The sequence below is a fragment of the Endomicrobiales bacterium genome, from assembly GCA_023228045.1.
Lineage (GTDB): Bacteria > Elusimicrobiota > Endomicrobiia > Endomicrobiales > JALOBY01 > JALOBY01.
This window is the reverse complement of sequence record JALOBY010000040.1, coordinates 1-3,283: the sequence shown is the minus strand read 5'-3', so window position 1 is coordinate 3,283 and position 3,283 is coordinate 1. Positions and strand designations below refer to the sequence as shown.

The 3,283-nt window shown below is 37.8% G+C and carries 5 protein-coding genes; 1 reads left to right on the top strand and 4 read right to left on the bottom strand.

What is annotated here, in order from left to right:
* From M0Q46_06655 to eirA, 3 genes are all read right to left on the bottom strand, one after another.
* Window positions 1–410 (bottom strand): heme biosynthesis HemY N-terminal domain-containing protein (locus M0Q46_06655; protein ID MCK9583273.1); only part of this gene is annotated, 410 nt, incomplete at its 3' end.
* Complete coding sequence (locus tag M0Q46_06650) at window positions 407–1,444, bottom strand: uroporphyrinogen-III C-methyltransferase (GenBank protein ID MCK9583272.1); 1,038 nt, start codon at window positions 1,442–1,444, stop codon at window positions 407–409. The genes M0Q46_06655 and M0Q46_06650, both read right to left, overlap by 4 nt.
* A 23-nt stretch (window positions 1,445–1,467) precedes the next feature.
* Entirely contained in the window at window positions 1,468–2,028 is a 561-nt protein-coding gene (eirA, locus tag M0Q46_06645) for a T4SS-associated protein EirA (protein MCK9583271.1), read from the bottom strand.
* 82 nt (window positions 2,029–2,110) lie between these two features.
* Here eirA and M0Q46_06640 point away from each other — a divergent pair, with 82 nt between their 5' ends.
* Complete coding sequence (locus tag M0Q46_06640) at window positions 2,111–2,692, top strand: thymidine kinase (protein ID MCK9583270.1); 582 nt, start codon at window positions 2,111–2,113, stop codon at window positions 2,690–2,692.
* Window positions 2,693–2,699: 7 nt separating this feature from the next.
* Here M0Q46_06640 and M0Q46_06635 read toward each other — a convergent pair.
* Window positions 2,700–3,283 (bottom strand): 16S rRNA (uracil(1498)-N(3))-methyltransferase (locus M0Q46_06635; GenBank protein ID MCK9583269.1); only part of this gene is annotated, 584 nt, incomplete at its 5' end.

The window sequence follows — 3,283 nt, the reverse complement described above, 5'->3', positions numbered from 1 at the left end:
CGCCTTTCAATACAATGCTGTTTTTGTGCAGATGCAGCTGCTGCAAGATAATTGATTAATGGCATATCACTAAATTTTGCGGTCCGTGATAATTTTTTTTCTGCACTGATCCAATTTCCAGAAATGTAATCCACGAGCCCAATAATAGTATTTTTACGTGCCAGGCGTTCTCGACGATTTGCAAATTTTTTCGCAATATGTTTTATCGCCATGTGGATTGTGCTGCCAAAGCGCAATAAAAAATAAAACCCAAAAAAACCGCATAAAACAGCAATAATCGCAAACCATAATGAAGTTTCAAGGCTCCAGTGATCATAAGAAATTAATAAATAGCCGGCATCGCGATGCATAATTACACCAATCCAAACTGCGATTAAAAAAATTATTAAATAAAAGAGTAGGCGCTTCATAACAGTTTGGCTCCTTGTTCTGACGGTGTAGGCGTGGGCACAGGTGCAGGCGTAGGCGCGGGTGTTGTTGTTGATGGCGCGGTAGTTTGTGTGGGCTGTTTAGTCTCAGCCGTTTGTTGTCTGCTTAAATCTTGAGTTACATTATGCAATGCTGCAAATGAAGCAACTAATGTTGGTAATTGTATTTCAAGATCAAGGCCGCGCAATTCCTGTAAGTTATTTAAGAGCATTTGAGTTTGATTGCTCGTAGCAAAATAGCGCTTAACCCAGTCAATTGCTTGCAAAAGCGCAGCTTTATATAGCCGATTTTGTTTATGTAAGAGTGCCCATTCTGCTTCTTGTAATTTAGTTTGGATATTTATTTTAATGATATTAATTTGATTTGGGTCTGGTAAAGGTTCGACCGCTTGATGACGGATAACAACAAGACGCGCCAGTGCATTTTTAACATTATGTAATGATTTTTGCCAAATGTTTTGCGTTAAATTATTTGCGGGAGAAGTGACAGTGTTATTGCAAGTATTTTTGTTGTCGAGAGTTTTTTCTGGGAATAAAGTCAGATTTGTCACCTGTTTGGTTGCAATTTCAAGGCGCAACATCGCACCTTCAATATCAACACTTGGAGTATTTTGTACAGACAAAATATCTTTTGTTAAAGCAGAATGCAGCATAGTAAATTCAGGAGCAGCAGCATATTCTTTAGCTAACAATAAAAACTTTTCAGCATCTTTTAGGTTTTGGCTAGTTTCGAGAATTAAGTTAGCCATGTGCATTAGATATTCGATTTCAATTAACTTTACTTCCGTAGATTGCTGCATACTTGCTGTTGTAGTTTTTTGCAGCATATTTTGTAAGGTTTGAATTTCTAATTGCTGCTGGTTTACTTTTGCTTGTAGTTGGTTATAAGTTGTTGTTTGAGGTTGCGCAGGTGTTTGTTGATTTGCTTGATACCAAACATAACCAGATACTCCAGCAACAAATAAAAGTATTATGATAAATAACACTAACCAGGTACTTTTGGTTTTATTTTCCATTAGCATATTCCTATTAATTTAAATTAGTTATTGTAGTTATTGTTAGTTTTTTTGCCAGTATATTCAATTTGTTTATAAACATCAGTAACGTTTTCTTCTGGCTGCACCATAAATTTACAGTCTGCAATATTAGATGATTTACAAAATTTATGCCCGTCAGTAAGAGCGCTCCAACCAACGCCTTTTGGCTCTAGAACTGGCAGCGAAGTAACCTGCTCTAAAGCAACCGGGAATTCAGTTGCCACATCACCAGAGTATAAACAAATAATTTTTCCAACAACCACGCCAGCCCATTGAGCGCCGATAAAATCTTTAATATTTTTTGCAAATGATTGAGTATAAGATTTCCATGTTTTATTGTTAGCCGACCACCATAAACCATCTCTGACTAATGCGCTCGATTCTGGGCAAATACGTTCTTCAGGCGGTATTTTAAAATCAGAACCGTTATTTGTAATAGCCGGAGCATTAATAGTTTGATTTGGCTGTGGTTGTATAGTTGGATGTGACGCGGCAGCGATTGTTAAATTGGACCATAATATTGAAACAGCAGCAATTGCCACTGTTTTTAAAAAAATATCCATACTAACTCCTTGTAACGATAATTTGTTACGTTAAAATATCCACTAACCTTATTATCTTATCATTTTATCAAGGAGACTGAAATTGGCCAAACTACATTTTTATTATTCAGCTATGAATGCTGGCAAGAGCACGGTTTTGTTGCAATCAAGTTACAACTATAATGAGCGCGGCATGGATACTCTGCTATTTGCCCCAGCATTTGATACACGCTATGGCAAAAATAAAGTTGCCTCAAGGATTGGCTTGCAAGCTGATTCCATTCCTTTTGATAGTGATTTTAATATATTTACTTACGCTAAAAATGCTTGCGCCAAAAATGCAAATATTAAGTGTGTGTTAGTTGATGAAGCACAGTTTTTAAATAAAGCCCAAGTATTGCAATTGGCAGAAATTACCGATGAAATTAATATCCCGGTATTAGCTTATGGTTTACGCACCGATTTTATGGGTGAGTTATTTGAAGGTAGCAAATATTTACTGGGTTTAGCCGATCAACTGATCGAAATTAAAACTATTTGTCATTGTGGCAAAAAAGCTACTATGAATATGCGCATTGATGAATTTGGGAACGCCGTCCGGGAGGGGGCTCAAGTTGAAGTTGGTGGAAATGAGCGCTATATCGCTGTCTGCCGCAGGCATTTCAAGGAAGGCAAAGGAAAATAAAAATGCATTACGCAACATCCCCCAATAGATATTGCAACACGCTAACAATAGCCAAACCCGCGGTTTCAGTGCGTAATATTCTTGGGCCAAATTTTATTGGCCGGAAGTTATATTTTACTGCAAGTTGAATTTCATCTGCGCTTAACCCGCCTTCTGGCCCGATCAAAAGTGTTATGGCATCGATTTTATTATTTTGTTTGGATTGTTCCAGAGCATGTTTCAGATTGTTACGTGCGTTTGGATCAAGCACCAGACACAAGCCGCGCTGCGAATTCAGCCAAGTTGCCAGTGGCTGTATAGTTGAAATTTGTGCAATATCGCAGCGCCCAGATTGCTCAGAAGCGTGAATCGCAATGCTTTGCCAATGACGAAGCTTATTTGTTTGACGCTCATCAGATAATTTGAAGCTTGATCTTTCGGTAACTATTGGGGCAATTGTATGCACCCCAAGTTCAACCGATTTTTGAATGATAAAATCCATTTTTTCGCCGCGAGAAATTCCTTGTCCAAGCGTAATATTTAGCGGGCTAGAAATATTTTTTGCCTGAAAATTTTCAATAATTATGCGCACCTGTTTTTTTGTGATCTCCA